The sequence below is a fragment of the Novosphingobium resinovorum genome, from assembly GCF_027922145.1.
Lineage (GTDB): Bacteria > Pseudomonadota > Alphaproteobacteria > Sphingomonadales > Sphingomonadaceae > Novosphingobium > Novosphingobium resinovorum.
In genome coordinates this window covers 162,733-179,195 of record NZ_BSFC01000003.1, presented here as the reverse complement: position 1 = coordinate 179,195, position 16,463 = coordinate 162,733, and the positions used below count along the sequence as shown (strand labels likewise).

Sequence of the window (16,463 nt, the reverse complement as noted above, 5' to 3'; positions counted from 1 at the left end):
CCCGGCGCAAGTGAACGATCGGATGTCGCAAGAGATCGACCAGACCCCGGACACCGACGAGGCCGCTACCGGGGGCCTTTCTTCGCGTGGGCGCTTTCGGAGCGGCCGTCGCTGGGGCGCTCCCGTGCTTGTGGTGGGCGGCCTGCTGGCGGCGGCGCTGGGTGCTGCCTGGCTATCGCGCGAGGAGATCGCGGCGAACCTCATCGAGCGCGAACTCGATTCGCTGGGCCTCGATGCCCGCTACGAGATCGTGCGGATCGGACCCTCGGAGCAGGTGATTCGGAACCTCGTCATCGGCGATCCGGCGCGGCCGGACCTGACGGTGCAGGAACTGCGGGTGGCGACGCGCCTTTCCTGGGGACTTCCCGGTATCGGCCGGATCACCGTGGTGAAGCCGCGCCTCTACGGTTCGTGGCGCGGCGGCAAGGCCAGCTTCGGCAGTCTCGACAAGGCGCTGTTCAGCGGCAAGGGCGGGCCGTTCGAGATGCCCGACCTCGACCTTGCGGTTGTCGACGGGCGCGCCCTGATCGACAGCGACCACGGCCGCATCGGCGTCAAGCTGGCGGGTGAAGGCGAGCTGCGCGGCGGGTTCTCCGGCGAACTGGCGGCCTTGTCGCCCGCGCTCACCGGCGGCGGCTGCTCGACCGGGCGCGCGACGATTTACGGAAAGCTGACGACGTCTGCCGCCAAGCCGCGCTTTGAAGGGCCGGTGCGGCTGGACAGCCTGTCGTGCCAGTCGCAGGATCTGCGACTGGCCAAGGCCGGTGTGCAACTGGACGTGACGCTCGACGAGGCGCTGGACGGGGCTTCGGGCAAGCTCGGCCTTTCCGCCGGAGCCGCGCGCTTCGGGGTTCAAAAGCTGGCTGGAGCGAGCGGCTCGGGGCGGTTCACCTATCGCGGCAACGCCTTGAGCGCGACGTACCGGGTTACCGGGCGCGGACTCGACACGCCGCAGGCGCGGATGCGCGAAGTCACCCTCGAAGGGCGCGCGCGCTCCACCGGCGGCATCGCGCGATTCGATGTGGACGCCGACCTCACCGGCAGGGAACTGGCGCTGGGCAGCACCGTCGATCGCGCGCTGCTGTCGGCGCAGCAGGCGGCCGCCGGAACCCTCGGCGCGCCGATCACGGCGCAAGTGCGCCAGGCGCTCGGCCGCGAGATGCGTGGCAGTACGATCAACGCGGGGCTCCTCGTGCGCAATTCGCGCGAGGGCCTCAGCGTCGTCGTCACGCGCGGGTCGCTGAAGGGCGGCAGCGGCGAGTCGGTGCTGTCGCTTTCGCGCGTGCAGGCGATGTTCGGCCGCAAGGGCGGCGTGCCGCGGGTGAACGGCAACTTCACGACCGGCGGGCGCGGACTTCCGCAGGCGTGGGGGCGGATGGAGACCGGTGACGACGGCCACCTCGCCATGCGCGCGACGATGACCGACTACCGCGCCGGATCGGCGATGGTCGGCGTGCCGAGGCTGGCGCTCGAGCAGGCGCCCGACGGCGCGCTCTCGTTCAACGGGCAGGTCACTCTCAGCGGCGATCTTCCGGGCGGCAACACGCGCAACCTGCAGCTTCCGGTCGATGGCCGATGGGGCGCGGACGGCAGGCTCGCCGTGTGGCGCCGCTGCACCGACGTCGCCTTCGATGCCCTGAGCTTCTCCAACCTGACCATCGACAAGCGCAAGCTCACCCTGTGCCCGGCGCGCGGCGGCGCGATCGTGGAAGGGCGCCCCGAAAATCTGCTGCTCGCGGCAGGCATGACCGCGCTCGACCTCTCCGGGCACCTTGGCGAGACGCCGATCCGCATCGCCAGCGGGCCGCTCGGCTTCGCGATGGGCGGGGGCAGGCCCGGTGTCATCAAGGCCAGCGCCATCAACGTGGCGCTTGGCCCGGCGGACACCGCATCGCACTTCCTCGTCAGCCATATCGACGGGCAGATCGGCAAGGACATCGCGGGCACCTTCGATCAGGCCGACATCAGCCTTGCCGCCGTGCCGCTGGACATGCGGCAGGCTGCGGGTCGCTGGCGCTATGCCGGCGGTGTGGCCTCGATCGAGGGCGCGCAGTTCACGCTGGTGGACCGCCAACAGGTGGCACGCTTCCAGCCGATGGTGGCGCGCGACGCGACGCTGCAACTGGCCGACAACCGCATCACCGCGCAGGCCCTGCTCCGCGAGCCGGGCAGCGACCGGGCGGTCGTCCGCGCCGACATCGTCCACGATCTGTCGAGGGCGGACGGTCACGCGAATCTTGCTGTCGCGGGGATTGTCTTCGACGACAAGTTGCAGCCCGACGCGCTCTCGCGGCTGGTGCTGGGCGTGGTGTCCGACCTCAAGGGCGTCGTGCGCGGCACCGGGCGGATCGACTGGAACCCGAAGAGCGTGACCAGCCGCGGCCGCTTCTCCACCGACGGCGTCGACTTCGCAGCCGCTTTCGGTCCCCTACGCGGGCTGTCGGGCGAGGTGGTGTTTACCGATCTCCTCGGCATGGTTACCGCGCCCAACCAGAACGTGCGCATTGCCTCCATGAACCCGGGCATCGAGGTGACCGACGGCACGCTCTCCTACGAGATACGCCCCGGCTACAACCTCATCGTGCACGGCGGAAAGTGGCCCTTCATGGAGGGCACGTTGACCCTCGACCCGGCGAAGATGCAGATCGGCGCGGCGGAGACGCGCTACTACACGCTGCGCGTCACGGGCCTCGATGCGGCGGACTTCGTGCAGCATCTTGAACTCACGAACATCAACGCCAGCGGCATATTCGACGGCGAGCTGCCGCTGATCTTTGACGAGCATGGCGGCCGGATCGAGAACGGCTTCCTGCGCTCGCGCGATCCCGGCGGCAATGTCTCGTATGTCGGCGCGCTGACGTACAAGGACTTGTCGGCGATGGGCAATTACGCCTTCGACGCGCTGAAGTCGGTGAATTACAGGAAGATGGAGATCGGGCTGGGCGGTTCGCTCTCGGGCGATATCGTCACGAAGATCAGCTTCGACGGGCTCAGCCAGGGGCAGGGGGCAAGCAAGAACTTCATCACCAAGCAGATCGCGAAGCTCCCGCTCCGCTTCATCGTCAACATCAAGGCGCCGTTCTTCAGCCTGTTCGGCTCGATGCGTTCGCTCTACGATCCGACGTACGTGACGGACCCGAGGGTGCTCGGCCTGCTCAATACGGACGGGACGCGCTCGACCACCGCGCCCGATGCGACGCTCAATCTGGCGCCCCCCAAACCGACTTCGGCTCCATCCGGCGCTATTCAGCCTCCAGTCAGCGAGAAAAAGCCATGATGCCCTCGGAATTGACCGGAAGCCCTCCGGCTGCGACAAGCCCGGCGATGATCGACGGGTATTCGACAGAGCAGCAGGTGGGCACACGGTCCGGCAGGCGCGCCGTTCGCGCCGCAATGATGGCCGCGACGGTGATGGCGGTCGCTTTCGGTCTCGGAGGCTGCATTCAGGTTGCAGCGCCCGACAAGCCGATCGTGATCGAACTCAACATCAACATCCGGCAGGAAGTCGTCTATCGCCTGGCCGCCGACGCGGCCAAGACGGTGGACGAGAACAAGGGCATTTTCTGATGACGAGCATTCGTTTCATTGCCGCCGCAGCCACCACGGTTCTCGCCGTCGCCGGTGCGTCCACGGCTTATGCGCAGCGCTCGCCGGAATACGTCGCGGCTCGCGCGGCCGGGCAGGTCGGCGAGCAGCGCGACGGCTACCTCGGCGTGATCAGCGGCGGCGGGGACATCTCCGCCATGGTCCGCGACATCAACAACAAGCGCCGCTCGGTCTACACCACCGCCGCCCAGGGCAAGAGCACGATCGAGGAATACGCCTTCACCACCGGCTGCAAGCTGATCCGCGACACCAAGCCCGGCGAGAAGTACCAAGGCCTCGACGGTTCGTGGAAGACGCGCAGCGCCGGTGCGCCGGAACTCGATCCGCGCTGTCCGTGACATTGATCTCCATAAGGCGGTGAAAACGGCGCGCGGCCAAAAGTACTAGGTCGCTCCGTTAAACACTTTCGCCGCGTCACTGACGAATCAAGAAAAGGCCGGAAGCGGGCACGCTTTTCCGGCCTTTTTCGTGTCCATTCCGGCTGCATCGCCATTGCGGTATTCGGATGATCGCCGCAGTTCTACTTCACCTGCGCCGCATCCTGGCCCCGTGTCCTGTCAACAACAGGCACCGTGGAGCCGCCGCCCCGGTTGACTCGGGATAAGCCCCACCCTAAGGGGCCGGTGCTCTTGGCGGGCAGCCGTCGTTTGTGTCTAACGTTCCTGTCATCGTGAGGAGGACGTGACATGACCGACGAGCAACCTGCACGAGACCCTGTTGGCGAGGATGCGCGCATCGATTCGCTCGACGAAAGGCTGAAGGCCCTTCGCGAGCGGGAAGAGGAACGCAACCGACCGAAAGCCGGCGCGGAAACCGATGCGAGCTATCGCATGGGCAACCGGGTGCTTTCGGAATTGCTGGGAGGTGTCGCGGGCGGTCTGTTCCTGGGATGGCTCATCGGCCATTTCAGCGGATATATGGCCTTGAGTCTGATGGTGATGCTGTTCGTGGGAATTGGTATTGCCTTCAGGAACATATTACGGATTACGAACCAGCGTCCTGACTGACCCGAAAATGGGTAAGGGGGCGCTGTGGTTCAATAGGCGACAGGGGTAATCGCGCGTGGCAGCCGAAGCGAAGCTCGATCCGATGCACCAGTTCCAGCTTGAAAAGCTGGCGGGCGCGGACTGGAACATTGCCGGTTACAATATCGCCTTCACCAACAGTGCGCTGTGGATGGCCATCGCCACCCTCGCGCTGATCGTGTTCGTTGCGGGCGGCATGAAGCGCCAGCTGGTGCCCGGTCGCTGGCAGATGGCGGTGGAGACCTTCACCGGTTTCATCGACGGCATGCTGGCCGCCAACGTCGGCAAAAACGGCAAGAAGTACGTTCCGTACATCTTTTCGCTGTTCATGTTCATCCTCTTCGCGAACTTCCTCGGCCTGATGCCGCTGGGCGTGCTGGGCGTTCACGCCTTCACCTTCACCAGCCACTTCTCGGCCACGGGGGTTCTCGCGGTGCTGTCGTTCTCGATCGTGCTGATCGTCGGCTTCGCCAAGCACAAGCTACACTTCTTCTCGCTCTTCGTGCCGCACGGTACGCCGGCGCTGATGATCCCGATCATCTTCGTGGTCGAGCTGATCTCGTTCCTGGTGCGCCCGTTCAGCCTCGGCCTGCGACTCTTCGTCGCGATGATGGCCGGCCACGTGCTGCTCGAAGTGCTTTCCAGCTTCGTGATCTCGGGCGGCAACAATGGTCCGATCATGTTCGCGATCGCCGGCATTCCCAGCTTCGTGCTGATGGTCGGCATCTGCGCGCTGGAACTGCTGGTCGCCGGCATCCAGGCTTACGTCTTCGCTCTTCTCACCTGCGTCTATCTCAACGACGCCGAGAACCTTCACTGATCATCTTTTTTCGCCTCACTTGCGGGCACACCAAAGGGAGTTTTTGATATGGACGCAGAAGCTGCAAAGCTGCTCGGAGCCGGTTTCGCTGCAATCGGTGCCGGCCTCGCCTCGATCGGCGTGGGCAACGTTTTCGCCAAGTTCCTCGAAGGCGCGCTGCGCAACCCGGGCGCCGCTGACGCCCAGCAGGGTCGCCTGTTCATCGGCTTCGCCGGTGCAGAGCTTCTCGGCCTGCTTTCGTTCGTCATTGCCGCGCTGCTGATCTTCGCCTGATCGCTCGCGTTTGACCGGATTTCCGGCCGCCCTGACCCTTTGGTGAGGCGGCCGGGATTTCCGGCAAGATTTTTTCCGGCTTCCTTCGAGACAGGGCTGAACCCATGCCTCAGATCGCTCAGCTAGGCGAGTTCTACTCCAGCCAGATCTTCTGGCTGTTGATCTTCTTCGGTATCACCTTCTTCGTCGTTGGACGGGGCATGGTGCCGAAGGTGATGGACACCGTCGCCAGCCGTGACAACCAGATCGCCGCCGACCTCAAGGCAGCCGAAGCCGCTCGTGCCCAGGCCGATGCCGAAGAGGCCTCCTGGCGCACCCGCGAGAACGCCAACCGCGCTTCGGCGCAGGGCACCATCGCCGACGCCCGTGCCAAGGCCGCAGCCGCTGCCGAGCAGCGCCTCGCCGTCGCCCAGGCATCGATCGACGCCACTCTGGCCGGTGCGGAAACCCGCATCGCCGAGGCGCGCCGTGCCGCTGCCGACGACATCGAGACCGTGGCCGCTGAGGCGACCCGCGACATCGTCAGCCGCATCGCCGGCCTGTCGCTGGGCGACGACGCCGTGCGCGGCGCCGTGAAGGAGAACCTGGTCCATGGCTGACGCCAACGCCGCCGTCGAGCACGGCCTCGACCATGAAGCTGCCGAAGTGAGCGGCGCGGAAACGCACGCTTCGACGGAGCATCACGCCGAACCGCTGTTCCTCGGCTTCGCGCCGCCGGTCGCGGTTGTCAGCAGCTCGATGATCGTGCTGCTCGCGATCCTGGCCTGGAAGGGCGTGCCGAAGATGATCGGCAAGGGTCTCGACGGCAAGATCGCCGAGATCAAGGCCCAGCTCGCCGAAGCCAAGTCGCTGCGCGCCGAGGCGGAAGCCCTTCGCAAGGAGTACGCGGACAAGATCGCGAACGCCGAGAAGGACGCCGCCGCGATGCTCGACCATGCCCGTCACGAAGCCGAGGCGATCGTCGCCAAGGCCGAGGCGGACACCACCGAGACCATCGCCCGCCGCGAGAAGATGGCGCAGGACAAGATCACCGCAGCCGAGTTCGCTGCCGTGACCCAGCTGCGCAACCAGGCTGCCGCTGCCGCCGCTGCTGCCGCTAAGGGCCTGATCGCCGCGAACCACTCCGCCGCCGCCGACAGGGTGCTGGTGGACCAGGCGATCGCCGGGATCTGATTTCCTGACCCCTTGCGGGTGGGATCAAGAAGCCTCCGTCCTTGGACGGGGGCTTTTTTGTGTGTGGCCTCAAGGGATCTAGCGAGATCACCTTGCGGTGTAACGTTGTGGCGGGCGATGAGCTTCGGAGAGCGCCGTATGGAAGGTGAGGAGACCTTCGGTAAGCGCCCCTTTGTCGCCATCCGGGCGTCTGGACGTGATGACTGATAGCCGTCATCATGCGGCTGATGATTAAGGTCGAAGCCCCGTTGGAGATCACGCCTAATCCGCAGGGCGGTTGGACACTCGTTTTTTGGGTGCTCGATAATTTCAACTATAAGGCGCCGTTCCGCGCCATGCTTGTTGAGATCGCAGAGGCGCTAGGACAAAACCCGGCCCGTTCTCTCTCGCTTCCCGACTATATCGAAGACGAGGACTTCGTCGAGGGGACCTTGCTATTTGAAGGAGCATCGCTGCGGGTTTATTACGAGCATGGTCTTAGCTATATGACCTTGGCGAATACCGATTACGATTTGCTGATGATGGTGGCTCAGCGTGTGCAGCCACGGATCGCCATCGCATAACCAGCGGCAGCTTTTGACTTCTTGTAGCCGTAAACTGAACGTCGGCTAACCACCCGTTTTCGCCATTCCGGGCGGCGAGCGCTGCGCTCTATAGCCGTCCGTCCGGTGCTCGCCGCTCGGGAAGAAATGCAGCCTGACCGGACACGCCACTTTGCGGACATTGCTGCGGGGCACTAAGAAGTGGCTATGCCTTCTCCGCTAAATCACCAATGCCACCACAGATACCATGTGAACTTGCCCGAGAGCAGGCTTCCTTCATTCGCGAGGCCGCACGAAGCATTTTCGGAGAAGGCGCTGTCGTGCGAAATTACGGCACCGATCCTGATGCTCTTGCAATTCACGTCGAAACCAGTGGAGTCCAGGGAGATGTTTCCGACTTCATCGGCATTCTCATTACGCGCCTCGACCATATACCGGCTGTGTCGATCACGAAACGCGGGACCAAGGTGCAAGGCAACGCAAAGGTTGCCTACCGACAGGGCAAAGTCCTGTAGGACTATGTCGGCTTCCCACCCGTTTTCGCCATTCCGGGCGGCGAGCGCTGCGCTCTATAGCCGTCCGTCCGGTACTCGCCGCTCGGGAAGAAATGCAGCCTGACCGGACACGCCCCAAGTCGGTCGTTCAGTCTAGCGCCGCTCTGGTGGTGGGATCGCTGGCTACAAGCTGGATGAAGTAGCCGCAGGCCTCGGTTTCAGTTGCAAAAACGCGGAGCCCCGTTTGCAAACCGCGCTCGCTGTAGAATACGGCCCAATCACTTGATTGCTCGCGAAAGACGTAGCTCTCAGAACGCCCTGCGCCGCTCAGGTCATAAGCTGACGGTGCGATGCCTTCTAGGGCGAGGCGTTCTGCGAGATCGTCTTTCGTCATGCCTTCAACCTGCCTTATACAACGACCGCTCCCCAGCCAAAGCTGACCTTCCCATCCCGCTCAGGCTGAGTTTGTCGAAGCCCCCGAGGCCGGGCGCCGTGGCTCTCCATTCTTCGACAAGCCCAGCATGAGCAGGGTGCGAGCGATGGCGCCTGTCCACTTACATCGGATGCTTTCCCGCATCTCGTCATTGCTTCGCTGCGCTCGCAATGACGAATTTAGCGGTTCACAATTCTACCCAAACCAGACTTCCTGTCCCGCCCACGGTTTCAGAAATTGAACCCCAGCGAAACCGAGGCGACGTTGTCGTTGCTGTCGTCGGCGTCGGGGCGGAAACCGTGCTGGTGAAGATAGCCGACCTCGAGGTTCACGGTCTTCGCCAGCGGAGTGGTCACGGCGATCATGTTGCGCATGCGCTCCTCGCCCTGCACGCGCTGGAAGTTGGTCTCGTTGAGGTCGATGAAGCTTTCGTGGCTGAGTACCAGCGCGGTCTTGCCGCCTTTCTGGAAGGGCAAGACATACTTGACGTAAGGGCGCAGGCGGTACGCCGTGCCGCCGACGCCTTCACGCCAGCGTTCCTCGACGCGCAGGCGGGCGCTCAGCTGTCCGGGGCCGATCTTCACGATGTTGTCGAAGGTGACCTGTTGCCGCCCGCGATGTTCCATCACCGCGAAATGACCGGCGTTGTAGTTCGGATCGTGGGTATAGCCGACCCACACGGTCACCTTGTCGGCGACCTTGTAGCCGATCATGGAGTTGGACTCGACTTCGTAGAGCCCGTCGCGATCGTTGCTGAAGCGGCCGATCACTTCCTGTGAAAAGCGCCACTTGTCGCTCAGCTTGACGGTGGCGGAGCTGCCGACCCAGAGCTGCTCATCCTCCGATGCGCAGGCGGGCGTGGCGATGAAGACCACGCCGAGCGTGCATAGGCCATGGATGATCGAGCGCATTCGGCATTTCCCTCCCAAGGTGAAGTGCGCCCATTATGTCTAAATTGTGACAGTTTAATGTCTGTGGCGCTTCTGCGGTATGACTCTTTGCTTACACTCGGCGAAGCGAGCGCAGAGGATGCTGCGCGCACAACGTCGCCAGTTCCGGGAGCGCGAGGGCAATGGCCCTCGCATTCCCCTTATTGTCTTCAAGGTCGGGAAAGCCGCACCATCTGGTAATATCCGAAAGGCCCGCGCCGCACCTCCAGTGTCAGCCCCTGCTCGCGAGCGACGCGGCCCGCCACATCGGCAAGGTCCAGCCGGGGCGAAACGTGGAACCGCGCCAGCCAGCCGAGAAGCAGCTTGCGCAAGGGGCTGGGCAGGCCGGAGAAGTCCCCGAAGTCCACCACGTGAAGGCGCCCGCGCGGGGCCAGCGTCGCGGCGGCCTGAGAAAGCGCAGCCTGCCAGTCGGGGATCATCGAGACAGCGTAGGAGAGCATCACGCGCTCGAAGCCTTCGCGGCCCAGCAGCGCGGGGGCGTCGAAGCGGGAGGCGTCGCCCAGGGCCAGCGTGCCGCTGGTGCCCAGAGTCTTTCGCGCGGCGCGCAGCATCTCGCTGGAGATGTCGAGGCCGAACAGCTGCACCCCGCGCCACGTCCTGCCGACATGCGCGAGATTGCGACCGGTGCCGCAGCCGATTTCCAGCACCGCCATGCCGGGCTTGGCGTCGAGTTCGTCGATCAGGCGGTCGCGGCCGAACAGGTAGTACTTGCGCGTCAGGTCGTAGATCGGGTGCTGCCAGCGGTAGATGCGGTCCATCAACGCGGCGTGGTCTGGGGCGAGAGTTGCCATGCGGGCTCAGCCCTTGAACACGTAGAGGTGGACGCCGCCGTAGATCGACGAGCGGTCGGCCAGCGTCGCCGCCTGAGACTGCTCGACGCGGTAATTCCAGCGGTCGAGGATGGCATCGGGCACGCGGCCGGGCAGCAGCGAGGGTTCGGCGGCGGTGCGGAACAGCACGCGGGCGCCGGGCTTCGCGGTGCGGGTGATCTCGGTCCACAGTTCGGTAAGCTGCGCGTCGGTCATCCAGTCCTGCGCGTCGAGCAGGACGTAGCGGTCGTAGCTGGCGTCGTCTGCCGCGGCGAGGACATGGGTGAAGTTGGCGTGGCGCAAGTCCAGCCGGTCGAGGCGGTCGCGGACCAGCGGCAGGTTGGCTTCCTGCAGGTACGGGGGCAGGGGGGCTTCGGTGCCCTTGCCGTAGCCGCGCGAGAACGCCTGCCATGCGAAGTAGTTGTCGTTGACCGGGAAGTGGCAGGCCAGCTTCTCCAGCCGGCCGCGCAGCACGTCGGCCATCGACTGGCCGCCCGCCAGCGCGTCGTACTGCGCAGGGGGGATGCCGAGGCCGAACAGCGAGGCGGGGTGCTTGGTCAGCCAGCGCACGAAGCGGCGCTCGAAGACGGGGGCGATGCGCTCGTCGAAGATGCGGCGCTGTTCTTCCATGGAGCCGGCGTCGAGAATCTCGGCGGGGTTCACCTTGTGCAGCTTGGCGATGACATGCGCTGCGCCGATGAAGCCGCCGAGCAGCCCGTGGCGATAGACGCCGCGCGTGAAGGCGCCGATGCGGCGGCGGCCGACGAGGTCGCGGCCTTCCCAGTAGCGGCGGGTGGCTTCGTCGAGATGCGGGGCGAGCTTCTCGCGGTAGAGCGCGACGTTCTCGGCGCGGTCGGCCTCGGCGATGAAGCGGCGCACTTCGGCATGGCTGAGGTGGCGCACGGCCGCGTGCTTCAGGTTGTTGAGCGCGATGTGCGCGGTGTTGAGGTCCACCACGGTGATGCCCGCCGGGTTCGCGGTCAAGTAGGACAGCGCGTTGCAGCCGCCGCTGGCGATGGTGATGATGCGGCTGTCGGGCGTGATCTCCATCGCCGCCATGTCGGCGACCGGGTCCTCCCAGATCTGTGCGTAGACGAGGCCCTTGAAGGCCATGGCGAACGCCTTGTCGAGCAGCTTGCTCTTGCGCGATGCTTCGTCGCGGACGACCGCGTTCTCGATGAGATTGGAACGGAGGTTGGTCATGGCGTCGGCTCCTTCGTAGGGATGCGGCGCGGATGACACCGTGCGGTGACCGGGTGATGACGGGTCGAAGGCGGTTTATGACACCTGTGGGCGTGCTATAGGCCACTTGGGTGCCGTTGAGCGCCGTTATGCGCACCTTGTGTGCCGGACAGTTGAGTTGTCACAGAACGGCCCTATATGGCGCGCTTTCGATTGGCCTTCAGGGCCTTGATGCCGCAATGGAGACAGGTTGATGAGCAAGGTTCTGGTGATCGGCGCGGGCGGCGTCGGATCGGTCGCGGTCCACAAGATGGCGATGAATCCCGATATCTTCTCGGACATTCATCTCGCCAGCCGCACGGTGTCGAAGTGCGAAGCGATCGCGGAATCGGTCAAGGCGCGCACCGGCGTGACGATCGGCACTTACGCCATCGACGCCGACGACGTGGCGGCGACCTCGGCCCTGATCCGCGAGATCGGTCCGAAGCTGGTGGTTAATCTTGCCCTGCCTTATCAAGACCTTGCGATCATGGATGCCTGCCTTGCGACCGGCACGCACTACATGGACACTGCGAACTACGAGCCCAAGGACGTGGCCAAGTTCGAGTACCACTGGCAGTGGGCCTACCAGGAGCGCTTCAAGGAAGCGGGCCTGATGGCGCTGCTCGGTTCGGGCTTCGATCCGGGCGTCACCAGCGTCTTCGCGATGTGGCTCAAGAAGCACAAGCTGAAGACCATCCGCACGCTCGACATTCTCGACTGCAACGGCGGCGACCACGGCCAGGCCTTCGCGACGAACTTCAATCCGGAAATCAACATCCGCGAAGTGACCGCGCCCGCCCGCCACTGGGAGAACGGCGACTTCGTCGAGACCCCGGCGATGGCCAAGAAGGTGAGCTTCGACTTCGAGGGGGTCGGCCCCAAGAACATGTACATGATGTACCACGAAGAGCTTGAAAGTCTTGCGAAATTCCTGCCGGAAATGGAGCGCGGCCGGTTCTGGATGACCTTCGGCGATGCGTACATCCAGCACCTCACCGTGCTGCAGAACGTGGGTATGACCCGCATCGACCCGGTGATCTACAATGGTGTGGAAATCGTGCCGCTGCAGTTCCTGAAGGCGGTCCTTCCCGAGCCTGCATCGCTTGGACCCACGACCAAGGGCAAGACCAACATCGGCGACATCGCGACCGGCGAAGCGCTCGACGGGTCGGGTGAAAAGACGTTCTACATCAAGAACATCTGCGATCACGAAGACGCCTATGCCGAGACCGGCAACCAAGCCGTCAGCTACACCACCGGCGTGCCCGCGATGATCGGCGCGGCCATGGTCGTGACGGGTGCTTGGGTTGGTGAGGGCGTGTTCAACATGGAGCAGTTCGACCCCGATCCCTTCATGGACATGCTCAACAAGCACGGCCTGCCGTGGACCGTCGAGGAACTGTCCGAGCCGCTTCCGTTCTGATGGGCGGCCGCTCGCGCCTCCTGTTCCTGACCGCGCTGGGTGCGCTGGCGCTGGGTGGCTGCACTCCCGCCGAAGCGCCCAAACCCGGCCCTGTTGCGCCCGGGCCGGTCACGCCCACGGCGCCGACCGGTCCCGCCGAGCCTGCAGGCAACCAGTCCTATGCGCGCGAGATGAGCGCGGCGGACAAGGCGGCCTGCACCTCCGGGGGCGGCACGGTGCAGCGGCGCGGGATGCTCGGCATGGAGATGTGCGTGCACGCCTATGCCGATGCGGGCAGGCAGTGCACCGATTCCGCGCAGTGCGAGGGCAAGTGCGTGGGCAGTGCGGGTTCGGTAGCGCCGGACAAGGCGGCGACCGGGCAATGCCAGGCCGATGATCGCCTGTTCGGCTGCTATGCGGAGATCAAGGGCGGCAAGTCCGCCTATGCGATCTGCGTCGACTGAGCGGCATGAACTGGTCCTTCGTCGCGCCCGTGGCTTTGCTGGCGGGCTCCAACCTGTTCATGAACACGGCGTGGTATCTCCACCTCAAGGTGCCCGGAAAGGCGCTGTGGGTGGCGATCGCGATGAGCTGGGGCATCGCCTTCTTCGAATACTGTCTGGCTGTTCCGGCCAACCGGATCGGCAGTTCCGCCTATTCGCTCGGCCAGCTCAAGGTCATGCAGGAGGCGTTCTCGCTGCTGGGCTTCGTGCTCGTGGCCTGGGCGCTGTTCGGGCAGAAGCCGGGCTGGAACGAGATCGTCGGCTTCTGCCTTGTCGGGGCAGGGGCGTGGTTCATCTTCAAAGGCCCGCTGGGCTGACTTGGGACTAAGCATCATGGAAACCAGAGCCGGCGATCCGGGCGCTTTCGCGAACTTCGACCTGTCGCGCGTCGATAGCCCCGCCTTTGTGGTCGATGCCGCCAAGCTGCGATCGAACCTGCGCATCCTGAGCGACATCGGCGAACAGTCTGGCGCGAAGGTGCTGTCGGCGCTGAAGGCCTTCTCGATGTGGTCCACCGCGCCGATCGTGGGCGAGTATCTCGACGGCGTCTGCACCTCGGGCCTGTGGGAAGCGCGCCTCGCCTCGGAATTCTACGACGGTGAGATCGCCACGTACTGCGCGGCCTACAAGGCGGAGGACATGGACGAGATCCTGCGCCTCTCCGACCACGTGATCTTCAACTCGCCCGCCCAGATCGAGCGCTTCTGGCCCTTCATCGAAGGCGCCCGCGCGCGCGGAGAGAGCTTCGACATCGGTCTGCGCGTCAACCCGCTGCACCCCGAGGGCGAAGTCCCCAAGTACGACCCGAGCGCCCCGCACTCGCGCCTTGGCTTCCCGATCGACCAGCTTACCGAGGAGCACGTCGGCCTGATCGACGGTATCCACTTCCACAACTTGTGCGAGCAGGACTTCGAGCCGCTCAAGCGGACGTGGGACAAGGTTTTCGACTTCCTCGAGCCGTTCTTCGGCCAGCTCAAGTGGATCAACATCGGCGGCGGCCACCACGTCACCCGCGCGGATTACCAGCGCGAGGAATTGATCGAATTCCTCGCCGACATGGCCGAGGATGCCGGTGCCGAAATCTACATCGAACCGGGCGAGGCGGTGGCCCTGGACGCCGGAATTCTCGTGGGCACCGTGCTCGACGTGGGCTGGAACGGCATGCCGGTGGCGATCGTCGACATTTCCGCCACGTGCCACATGCCCGACGTGATCGAGGCGCCGTATCGCCCCGCCATGCTGGGCGAGCGCGGTGAGGATGCAGCCGAGGCCATACGTCTCGGCGGCCCGTCGTGTCTCGCGGGCGACGTGATCGGCGACTATGTGCTGCCGGCCGATCCCGAAGCCGGACAGCGCTTCGCGTTCCTCGACCAAGCGCATTACTCTATGGTCAAGACGACGACGTTCAATGGCGTGCCGCTGCCGTCGATCTGGCTGTGGGATTCGGAAACCGACGCGCTCGAATGCGTGCGCCGGTTCGATTACGACGATTTCCGCGGCCGTCTGAGCTGAACCCCGGAGGTATTCGGATACGATCATTAAGCATGAAAAGGGGCGGGTGTGTGCGAAGCTGCATCCGCCCGCCGCGCTCATGATGCAGCCAATCCCGTTAAGGCGAATCGTCCGGAACCGATCCTGCGCCTTGCCGCGTTGCAAACGATGACACGGACGGCCTGACTGTCACTGGGGTGTCATCACGCTGCAATGGAGTGGATCAATGCAAGCCGCTGCAGAAAAACGGAATTTCATGAGATCGTACGCCCGGTTCGGCGCCCGCTTCCGGCTAGATGACGTTTTTGTGAAAGTCCCCGTTTTTCACTTGCGATTCATGTCCTGAGCCTTATATCCCGCCCCTCGCTGCCCCATGGGGACTTCCAAACCGCAAGGCAGCTCTTGTCTGTTAACACACCGTTTGGGGGTCCCTTGAGTTGCACGCATTCCTCGACGCACCGGCCGTAGCGCGCACCCTCGCGCCTGACGAACCAGTCATTCTGAACCGCCCGCATGCTGCGGCGCGCGCTGCCCGATTCTTCGCCACGAAGTTTCCGGGCAAGTCGCTCTATGCGGTGAAGGCGAACCCGTCGCCCGACCTCGTCCAGATCCTCTGGGACAACGGCATCACGCACTACGACGTCGCCTCGATCACCGAGGTGCGCATGGTGCGCGGCGTCCTGCCGGACGCGACCCTGTGCTTCATGCACCCGGTCAAGACCGCCAGCGCGATCCGCGAAGCCTACTTCCAGCACGGCGTGCGTACCTTCAGCCTCGACACCCTCGAGGAAGTCGAGAAGATCGTCGAAGCCACCACCGATGCCGAGGGCAACACCGCCACCGACCTGCGCCTCTGCGTGCGTCTGCGGGTGTCGTCCGAGTATTCGGAGCTGAGCCTCGCGTCGAAGTTCGGCATCGACGTCGCCGATGCGGGCGAACTGCTGCAGGCCACTCGTCAGGTCGCCGACTGGCTGGGCGTGTGCTTCCACGTCGGTTCGCAGGCGATGACGCCGTTCGCCTACGTGCAGGCGCTTGAGCGTGCCCGTGCGGCCATTGCGGCCGCCGGCGTGGTCATCGACATGGTCGATGTCGGCGGGGGCTTCCCTTCGTCTTACCCGGGTATGGAGCCGCCGCCGCTCGAAGACTACTTCGCGATCATCCACCGCCACTTCGAGGCGCTGCCGATCGCCTACAACGCAGAGCTGTGGTGCGAGCCTGGCCGCGCGCTGTCGGCCGAGTACAACTCGCTGATCGTCAAGGTCGAGAAGCGTCGCGGTGACGAACTGTACATCAACGACGGTGCCTACGGCGCGCTCTACGATGCGGCGCACGTCGCATGGCGCTTCCCGGTCAAGGCCATCGCCAAGGACAGCGAGCGTTCGTCGGAGCTGAAGGAGTTCTCCTTCTACGGCCCGACCTGCGACGATGCCGACTTCATGGAAGGCCCGTTCCTGCTCCCCGCCGACATCAAGGCGGGCGACTGGATCGAGGTCGGCATGCTGGGTGCCTATGGTGCCGCCATGCGCACGGCGTTCAACGGCTTCGGCGGCGGTGAGGTCGTCCTTGCCCAGGACGAGCCGATGGCCAGCCTCTACACCGGCCGCAAGGATCCGCGCGTTTCGGACAACGTCGTCTCGCTGCGCTGATTTCGCTCACGATCGAATAACGAGAGGCCCCCGGGACCGATGGTTCCGGGGGTTTTCGTTTGCGTGGGCGAT

19 protein-coding genes are annotated in these 16,463 nt (G+C 64.7%); 14 read left to right on the top strand and 5 right to left on the bottom strand.

All coding sequences use genetic code 11. The annotated features are described in order from the left end of the window. The first annotated feature begins 10 nt into the window (after positions 1–10). From PKE80_RS02340 to PKE80_RS02300, 9 genes are all read left to right on the top strand, one after another. Positions 11–3,277: an intermembrane phospholipid transport YdbH family protein gene (locus PKE80_RS02340; RefSeq protein ID WP_271181113.1), complete on the top strand. Its 3,267-nt coding sequence runs from the start codon at positions 11–13 to the stop codon at positions 3,275–3,277. Between the two features lie 47 nt (positions 3,278–3,324). Continuing rightward, positions 3,325–3,567: a YnbE family lipoprotein gene (locus tag PKE80_RS02335; protein WP_051211603.1), complete on the top strand. Its 243-nt coding sequence runs from the start codon at positions 3,325–3,327 to the stop codon at positions 3,565–3,567. Further along, a complete protein-coding gene (locus PKE80_RS02330; protein WP_271181112.1) occupies positions 3,567–3,944 on the top strand; it encodes a YdbL family probable chaperone protein in 378 nt (125 codons plus the stop codon). Before PKE80_RS02335 ends, PKE80_RS02330 begins: the two co-directional genes overlap by 1 nt. A gap of 348 nt (positions 3,945–4,292) precedes the next feature. Continuing rightward, positions 4,293–4,613, top strand: a complete 321-nt coding sequence (locus tag PKE80_RS02325) for an AtpZ/AtpI family protein (protein WP_008833285.1) — start codon at positions 4,293–4,295, stop codon at positions 4,611–4,613. Between the two features lie 55 nt (positions 4,614–4,668). Then, positions 4,669–5,451 carry a F0F1 ATP synthase subunit A gene (locus tag PKE80_RS02320; protein ID WP_008833284.1) on the top strand — a complete coding sequence of 261 codons (783 nt, stop codon included), beginning with the start codon at positions 4,669–4,671 and terminating at the stop codon, positions 5,449–5,451. A gap of 48 nt (positions 5,452–5,499) precedes the next feature. Beyond that, positions 5,500–5,724 carry a F0F1 ATP synthase subunit C gene (locus PKE80_RS02315; protein ID WP_008833283.1) on the top strand — a complete coding sequence of 75 codons (225 nt, stop codon included), beginning with the start codon at positions 5,500–5,502 and terminating at the stop codon, positions 5,722–5,724. Positions 5,725–5,828: 104 nt separating this feature from the next. After that, the gene (locus tag PKE80_RS02310; protein WP_271181111.1) at positions 5,829–6,323 is read left to right on the top strand and encodes a F0F1 ATP synthase subunit B family protein; all 495 of its coding nucleotides are present in this window, start codon (positions 5,829–5,831) and stop codon (positions 6,321–6,323) included. Next, positions 6,316–6,897, top strand: coding sequence for a F0F1 ATP synthase subunit B family protein (locus PKE80_RS02305; RefSeq protein WP_271181110.1), 582 nt, complete (start codon positions 6,316–6,318; stop codon positions 6,895–6,897). Before PKE80_RS02310 ends, PKE80_RS02305 begins: the two co-directional genes overlap by 8 nt. Before the next feature lie 227 nt (positions 6,898–7,124). Next, positions 7,125–7,460: a hypothetical protein gene (locus PKE80_RS02300; protein ID WP_271181109.1), complete on the top strand. Its 336-nt coding sequence runs from the start codon at positions 7,125–7,127 to the stop codon at positions 7,458–7,460. 203 nt (positions 7,461–7,663) lie between these two features. Here the strand turns inward: PKE80_RS02300 and PKE80_RS02295 are convergent, their stop codons facing one another. The 5 genes from PKE80_RS02295 to PKE80_RS02275 all read right to left on the bottom strand — a co-directional run bounded on the left by PKE80_RS02295 (position 7,664) and on the right by PKE80_RS02275 (position 11,328). After that, positions 7,664–7,870, bottom strand: coding sequence for a hypothetical protein (locus PKE80_RS02295; RefSeq protein ID WP_271181108.1), 207 nt, complete (start codon positions 7,868–7,870; stop codon positions 7,664–7,666). Positions 7,871–8,081: 211 nt separating this feature from the next. Continuing rightward, entirely contained in the window at positions 8,082–8,327 is a 246-nt protein-coding gene (locus tag PKE80_RS02290) for a hypothetical protein (RefSeq protein ID WP_271181107.1), read from the bottom strand. Between the two features lie 269 nt (positions 8,328–8,596). Then, on the bottom strand, positions 8,597–9,277 hold the full coding sequence (locus tag PKE80_RS02285; RefSeq protein ID WP_271181106.1) for a DUF2490 domain-containing protein: 681 nt from the start codon (positions 9,275–9,277) through the stop codon (positions 8,597–8,599). Between the two features lie 188 nt (positions 9,278–9,465). Then, positions 9,466–10,107: a class I SAM-dependent methyltransferase gene (locus PKE80_RS02280; protein ID WP_271181105.1), complete on the bottom strand. Its 642-nt coding sequence runs from the start codon at positions 10,105–10,107 to the stop codon at positions 9,466–9,468. Positions 10,108–10,113: 6 nt separating this feature from the next. After that, entirely contained in the window at positions 10,114–11,328 is a 1,215-nt protein-coding gene (locus tag PKE80_RS02275) for a BtaA family protein (RefSeq protein ID WP_271181104.1), read from the bottom strand. A 232-nt stretch (positions 11,329–11,560) separates the two neighbouring features. Between PKE80_RS02275 and PKE80_RS02270 the strand changes: the two genes are divergently transcribed. The 5 genes from PKE80_RS02270 (at position 11,561) to PKE80_RS02250 (ending at position 16,391) form a co-directional block, all read left to right on the top strand. Further along, on the top strand, positions 11,561–12,772 hold the full coding sequence (locus PKE80_RS02270) for a saccharopine dehydrogenase family protein (protein WP_271181103.1): 1,212 nt from the start codon (positions 11,561–11,563) through the stop codon (positions 12,770–12,772). Beyond that, positions 12,772–13,215, top strand: coding sequence for a hypothetical protein (locus PKE80_RS02265; RefSeq protein WP_271181102.1), 444 nt, complete (start codon positions 12,772–12,774; stop codon positions 13,213–13,215). Before PKE80_RS02270 ends, PKE80_RS02265 begins: the two co-directional genes overlap by 1 nt. Before the next feature lie 5 nt (positions 13,216–13,220). Beyond that, positions 13,221–13,571 carry a DMT family protein gene (locus tag PKE80_RS02260; protein WP_008828838.1) on the top strand — a complete coding sequence of 117 codons (351 nt, stop codon included), beginning with the start codon at positions 13,221–13,223 and terminating at the stop codon, positions 13,569–13,571. Between the two features lie 16 nt (positions 13,572–13,587). Beyond that, positions 13,588–14,766 carry a carboxynorspermidine decarboxylase gene (locus PKE80_RS02255; RefSeq protein ID WP_271181101.1) on the top strand — a complete coding sequence of 393 codons (1,179 nt, stop codon included), beginning with the start codon at positions 13,588–13,590 and terminating at the stop codon, positions 14,764–14,766. 416 nt (positions 14,767–15,182) lie between these two features. Beyond that, positions 15,183–16,391 (top strand): type III PLP-dependent enzyme, encoded by a 1,209-nt coding sequence (locus tag PKE80_RS02250; RefSeq protein WP_271181100.1) that lies wholly within the window; start codon positions 15,183–15,185, stop codon positions 16,389–16,391. Positions 16,392–16,463: the final 72 nt, after the last annotated feature.